The organism is Paenibacillus agaridevorans (genome assembly GCF_003112455.1).
GTDB lineage: Bacteria > Bacillota > Bacilli > Paenibacillales > Paenibacillaceae > Pristimantibacillus > Pristimantibacillus agaridevorans.
The window spans coordinates 3,544-9,919 of the sequence record NZ_BDQX01000423.1; the positions used below are offsets into that span (position 1 = coordinate 3,544).

The window sequence follows — 6,376 nt, forward strand, 5'->3', positions numbered from 1 at the left end:
AAATCGCGACGCTTCCGTCCATCGGCGAGGCCGAAGAAGACGTGCTGTCGGGGGAGCTGGATGTCGCGATTACCATACCGGAAGGTTACGCGCAAGCTCTAATTGAGGGGCGTGCGGATGCGAGAGCGGAGTTAATGGCTCTGGAAGGCTCGGAAGTCGCTTCTTACGTGGAGCTCATGCTTAATCGGTACGTCGAAAACGTAAGCGCGCTTGCGGCGGCAACGTCCGGGGACGTCTCCGGCTTCAAGGAACGGTATGCACAGCTCGATGCGGCCGAATTCGGTCTGCGGAAGGAAACGGCGGAGGATCTCTCCGCGGGGCGGGACATGACGAACCGATCCATTGGTTACCTCGTGATCGTCATGATGTTCTCCGCCGTCAGCTTGTCGACCCATATGATCAAAGAGAGGGAGAACCGGACTTATTACAGGCTGTTGGCCGCCCCCTCTTCCTCCAGAGCCTACGTGGCGTCGAACGTCGCCGCCAATGTCCTGCTTCTCATGCTTCAGGTAGCCGTCGTGCTGACGGTCATGACGGTGGGCTTCGGTATCCGGCCCGGGGCCCCCCTCTGGAGCATTGCGCTTGCGCTCGTGTTATTTGCATGGGTGGCGGTGGGATTGTCCTTGGTCATCGTCGCGTTCTCGCGAAACGCCATATCCGCGAACGCGCTGCAGAACCTGCTGATCATTCCCACTTGCTTGATCGCAGGCTGCATGTTCCCCGTGGAGGCCATGCCGACGCCGCTGCGGGCGATTGCCGAGTTTCTGCCGCAGCGATGGCTGCTGGAGGGCATCGACGGGCTGCAATCCGGCGCGCCTGCAGCGACGCTGGTTCTGAACGGCCTCACTTTGGCGGCGTTCGCGTTAACCTTCTGCCTCGTCGCGGCCTACAAGTTCGGACGCAATCGGGATACGAGGACGTTTATTTAAGCCTAAAGGGAAGTTACGCCCCAATGTCTTGTAGGAAGTCGAGAAATTCCGGAAATGCGAAAACATAGCCAATGGGTTTTAGCTGCTGGCGTGCGAAGGATGCCACGACCTGCGGCCTGTTCCGTATCGCTGCAAAGGAAGATTCTGATGGCATCGATCTAAAGCTCGCCGACCGGCTGCTTTTTAAGATTTAAGTCGGCGTCATCGACCTAAAGCTCGCCGACTGGCTGCCTTTCAAGAAGCAGCTTTGCTTTGCAAAGTTGGAGGTCGCTCATCTCTGAAAGGCAGCGATAGAGGTTTTCTCACTTGGCTTTCTTGATGATCGGTATCCATACCTCGCAGCGATATTCGTCGGATGTCGTATCGCCGTCTGTATAAGCTTCGATTTCCGGGCCGCCGGCATGTTCGTAGCCCGTGGCGGGGAACCACTCCGAGTAGATGCGCCCGAAGAGGCTTTGGATGGCGTCCGGCATAGGGCCGATGGACGTAAAGATCGCCCAAGTCAAGGCGGGAACCGCGCGCGCGACCAGATCGCCCGTTGCTTTGTCCTCGTCAGCCTTCACGGCGATCATATAGTTGAAGTCGCCCGTCTCGGGCTTCATGTCGAGGCAGACGCCAAGACAGAGTTCGCCCGGAGCCAGCTCCTCGAGGGCCCTAACCGTGCCATCCGCGTGGCTGGCTCCCCAGAACTTCGGTATTTCTCTGGTATTCTCGCCATCCACGCAGGATACGGCTAGCGACTTGCCTACGATCGTGAACGATTCCTTGTCTTCGATTCTGTAATCCATGTCTTGATCTCCCTTCAAGGATAAGTGGAAGGAGAGGCGGGGGAACGCCTTCAGCTGAACGCCGGGAAGCCGGGCCTCTGACGGCGCAATGCCGTGTATGCGGCGGAACGCCTTGGCGAACGATTCTGGCGAATCGTAGCCGTACTTGAGGGCAACGTCGAGAACCCTGGCGCTCGAAGCAACCAGCTCCTGAGCGGCAAGCGTAAGCTTCCGCTTCCTGACGTATTCGGCCACCGACATGCCCGTTAGGAAGTGGAACATGCGCTGGAAGTGGAACGTGGACGAATGCGCCTTCTTCGCGATCTCTTCCATATCCAGCTTTTCTTCCATCTTCGTCTCCATGTAATCCAGGGCGTTCATCATGCGAATAAGCGCTTCCACCTGCGCGTCACCTTCCTTCGATTGTTATTTTATCAAGCGGGCTGCCGACAATCCTGTCATTGCGTGCGCTTCTCGAACAGGTTATCGGAAGCTTGCGATATAGAAGAAGGAATGTGTTTATTATTCGATTCTTCCACTAAGAAATCCTTTACGCCTCTCCCGAACATTCCGGACCCAACCCCGACTCGGATGGCTATTTCGGTATAAATTCGGTCCGGATTGCCTCCAAGTATCCCATTCCATGTACCGTATCCGGTTCGATATAGCTGCCCTCCGTCCATTTTATCATTCATCGATTAGGCTCCTCACTCTTACTCTTTATAAATAGCAAACTCAATAATAATCGGCTGCGAGGTTCCCGACACAAAATATATGCGAGCCTTGCTGCCGGTAACCGGCGAGAAGTTGACCGTCAACGGCGTGTGGGCCGAGCTGCCGATTGTAGTGCCTGTATAGGCCGTCAGCCAGGAGCTTCCATTCCAATACTCAATGCGATAGGCTGAGGTTCGACTGCCGAACTCGCTCAATATAGCCTTGTTAAAGGTAACCGAGGTTCCAAAATCAACCTCCAGCCATTCATTCGCAAATTGGCCTACCGCCGCCTGCCAGTTGGTCTGGGTCATCCCGTCGAACGCCATGGCGGCATTTTGAGCGGAATTGTAATTGGAAGAGCTTTTATAAGCGCGTCCGTATACATAGTTAAACGGTCCCGAGGTCGTGGCCGCAATCGGCTGCGATAACTCGGTTTCCTTTCCGTCGATCAACGCCGATACTTTGTAGTAATACGTCGCTCCCTCCAGCAAATCGGCATTTCGGAAGTCGGTTGTTTCAAGTCCTTCGGCCACCGCCTCATATGCGCCGTCCGCATACATGCTGCGGTAAACCGAATAGGATTCGGCGCCCGGAATCGCATCCCATGCCAGCTTCGCCGTTTTCGGACCGCCAGCAGCCTGCAAGCCTTGGGGAACCTCGTATAGCTCAAAGGCGTAAATAATCGGCTGCGAGGCAGCGGCGGTGAAATACAGCCTTGCCTTGCTTGCCGTCACTTCGGGAAAGTGGAATTGCCGGCGGTCGAACACAGTCGCTCCGATCGTCGTCCCGCTATATGCCGTTTGCCAGGACGCGCCGTTCCAATATTGCACCTGAAAACCTTGCGTGCGATTGCCGAATTCGGACACAATGACTTTGTTGAAGACGACAGGTTCGCCGAAATCAACCTCTAGCCATTGACCCGCCGTCTGCCCGACTGCCGCTTGCCAATTCGTGTTCTGCAAACCATCGAACGCTTTGTCGGCGGTTTGCGAGCCGTTAAATACGGAGGACGCGGCATATGTGCGATTGTTGCTTAACGGCTGCGCTCCCGGAGTTTCAGCTTGAACAAAAGCTGATCTCCCCATTTCATTGCCGAAGCTGTCGAAGGCGGCAAGCCGGTATCTGTACTCCCGTTTGTTCCCCAGCCCGGTGTCGGCATAGGCCAACATATTGCCCGCAGCGACGATACGACCGGGTTCGCCCTCTGCATCCTGACGCCAAAGTTCATAATGGCTAGCCCCCGAGAGCGCATTCCAGGACAGTGATACCGTTCCGTGCCCCGGAACCGCAGCCAGTCCCGTCGGAGCATGATACAATTCCAGCTCGTAAATAATCGGCTGCAGCGTGGCATGAACGATATACAGTCTTGCCTTGCTGCCGGTCACGGCCGGAAAGTGGAATGTGCGACGATCATTGGCGTCAGCCCCGATTGTCGTCCCGGTATACGCCGTCTGCCAGGCAGAACCGTTCCAATATTCAATGCGGAATGAAGTGATCCGATTGCCGTATTCGCTCACGACCGCCTGGTTGAATGTAGCGGCTCCTCCGAAATCAACCTCCAGCCATTGATTAAGTCGATCCATATTGCCCGCCTGCCAGTTGGTCGACAGATTGCCGTCAAACGCTTTAGCCGCCTCCTGACCGGACGCAAAGGTCGTTGAGCTGCTGTACGTCCGATCGTACGCCAGGTTGCCCGGAAAACGATAGTAATAAACCATCGATGGCGAAGGCTCCAACCCGTCGGCTATTGTCACCGCTTTAAGGGTGGCGGCAGATTGAATGGTGATCGGCGAGGTATATATCAAGCCGTTATCGGCATTCGGCTCTGTGCCGTCCAATGTGTAATAGATCGCGGCTCCGGCAGTTGTCGTAGACAATGCCACCGTCACAGGCGAGCGATAGGATCCGCCTTTCTTGTCGGCATTCGGCGTCGCAGCCCGATCCGAGATTCGCTGAATGAGCAGCGCCCAATCCGACGAAGCGCTTGGCTGTGGGGGAATTTGCCACTCGTTGTTCCCATCCGGAACGAATGCCGCCGAAATCGCCGTGTATTGGCCGGTACGCGGATTGTACCAGCTTGCTTGGTACGTTTCGCCAGACTCAAGCCCTTGCGCCTTGCCGGTATAAGTGGACGTATGCGAGGGCAAGTAAGCCGCAATTACCGCTCCATCCGCCGTAGAACGCTGATAAGGAGCTGCCTTGTTGTTAAGCGCCGGAGCGCCCTGCCATTGAACGCGAGCCGCGTCGGGGGTCATGTCCCACCAAGGAAGCGCGGTGAAAAAGTCCTTTAGAAACCGCATTTGCTCGCCCGCCGGTTTATGAATCGCTTCATACCATGGTGTCGGCGCCAGGTTCCATACCTGCCATGTGTCCTTCATGTCATGCGTAGCCTGCCAGATCCCCTCCGCGCCGTACGTAAAACCTGCGCTGCCGGCTATGAACGCGTTCCAGGCGGCTTCTCTCGTAAACGAGGAAGGGATGCCGTTAATGTTCTCGTAATTGACTTCCGCCTCGATCATAATTTTGGTCGGGGTTTCATTATAGTGGCCAAGCCAATAATCCTTGGATTTCTGAACGCCATGACCGGCCTGCAGGTAGTCCACTTGGTACCAGGGCTCATCTCGAAAGTTATTGGCATTCCATACGGCATTATGCAAAAAGTTTAGACGCTTGTAGGGGTCCTGTTCATAAATATACGCAGACACATTTCCCCAGGAAGCCGTGTTGCCGGTGGAATATTCGCCCGCACCCAGCCAAACTACCGGATAAGCCGCATATCGGGCCACGACATACCGGGCAAGCCGCATATAGTCCGCCTCATTGGCGGCTTCCAGATTGCGGCCCCAGTCGAGCCCGAGCGCAGCGGTCATTCCTTGCTCGGACAGATAAGCGATCCGTTCATCGACGCTTTGCCAAAACGCCGGGTTTAATTGCTTAAACAAGCCGTTGTTGTTAAGCGGCTGCATGCTTGTTCCATAGGGGACAAATTCGGTTATGGAGGCAGGACGCCCGGAGAGCGCTCCGGTAATCGTGACGCGCAAATAGCGTGCGGCGGCAGAGACCGCATCGGTGAAATTTTGGCCCGATGCACCCGATGAACGGTTCACCAGCGTATTGTACTGAATGCCGTTGGGGGAGCCTTCGATGATATACGACCATGTATCGGATTCGCCAAAATGCAAATCGAGTTGACCAATGGACGAAATCTCGCCGAGATCGATTTCAAGCCACTGCGGGTAAGTCGCGGCTGTAGCCTGCCAGCGCGTACCTAAATTGCCGTCCAGCGCTTTCTTGGCGCCGTGATGATCCCCGCCGCCGGATGGCGCTACGGCACTGGAAGCGGAGGCGGCGAGGCTTGCCGCCTGCCAGATCGGGCCGCCCTCATTGTAAGTGCCTTGGGGGGAAACATCTCCCCAGCTGCCGCCAAACAAGCTCATGGCATAAACGTTGTAGCCTTGCTCCTTGCGGATATCGGCCATCCCTTTGAACTGGGAATCGAACCTCGCATCATTGGAGCCGTTCAGGCTTTCCCGTCCGGATAATCCCATCCAGTGCGTATCGCCAAGCCAGAAGAACGGCGTTCCGTCGCTATAGGCAACATAACGGTTATTATCCGACGGCCGCAAGAAACCATGTTTGTAGATGGCCTGATCGCCCGTGTAGGCCCCTGCCGTAAAGCTGCCCGATTGATGCAGGCCCGTATTCCCCGAATCGGTAGCGCTAGTCTCATAAGTCCACTCGCCCGCGATCGGCGGCGAGAACCGGATGCGCCATACCGCATCTCCATCCCAGAAACCTGGAAGTTCCATCTCCAATCCTCCCGGACCGCTGAACTGGGCGGAAACTTCCACATCCAGATAAGGATTGGCATACGTTTCGGAGCTGGTTAACGTTATTTCGTAGGGCTGCCACAACTCGATGTCCGCCTCTTGGCTGGCCGAGACGCTTTCGGTAAGCGCTAACATA

4 protein-coding genes and 1 pseudogene are annotated in these 6,376 nt (G+C 56.0%); 2 read left to right on the top strand and 3 right to left on the bottom strand.

Features of this window, described 5'->3' with window-relative positions; genetic code table 11:
* Both PAT3040_RS31885 and PAT3040_RS40470 read left to right on the top strand, forming a co-directional pair.
* A partial coding sequence (locus PAT3040_RS31885) for an ABC transporter permease (protein ID WP_181376964.1) occupies positions 1-929 on the top strand: 929 nt, incomplete at its 5' end.
* Positions 904-1,074 (top strand): annotated as a pseudogene (locus PAT3040_RS40470) (transposase zinc-binding domain-containing protein); the annotation flags it as partial. The gene PAT3040_RS31885 and the pseudogene PAT3040_RS40470, both read left to right, overlap by 26 nt.
* A gap of 157 nt (positions 1,075-1,231) precedes the next feature.
* Here PAT3040_RS40470 and PAT3040_RS31890 read toward each other — a convergent pair.
* The 3 genes from PAT3040_RS31890 to PAT3040_RS37735 all read right to left on the bottom strand — a co-directional run.
* The gene (locus tag PAT3040_RS31890) at positions 1,232-2,098 is read right to left on the bottom strand and encodes an AraC family transcriptional regulator (RefSeq protein WP_181376965.1); all 867 of its coding nucleotides are present in this window, start codon (positions 2,096-2,098) and stop codon (positions 1,232-1,234) included.
* A 56-nt stretch (positions 2,099-2,154) separates the two neighbouring features.
* Positions 2,155-2,391, bottom strand: a complete 237-nt coding sequence (locus PAT3040_RS31895) for a hypothetical protein (protein ID WP_108995847.1) — start codon at positions 2,389-2,391, stop codon at positions 2,155-2,157.
* An 18-nt stretch (positions 2,392-2,409) separates the two neighbouring features.
* Positions 2,410-6,376: discoidin domain-containing protein (locus PAT3040_RS37735; protein ID WP_108995848.1), on the bottom strand; the 3,967-nt coding region annotated here is incomplete at its 5' end.

Excerpts from the sequence above, each read along its gene's own strand:
- PAT3040_RS31895 (WP_108995847.1), bottom strand. The coding sequence starts at position 2,391 with ATGAATGATAAAATGGACGGAGGGCAGCTATATCGAACCGGATACGGT.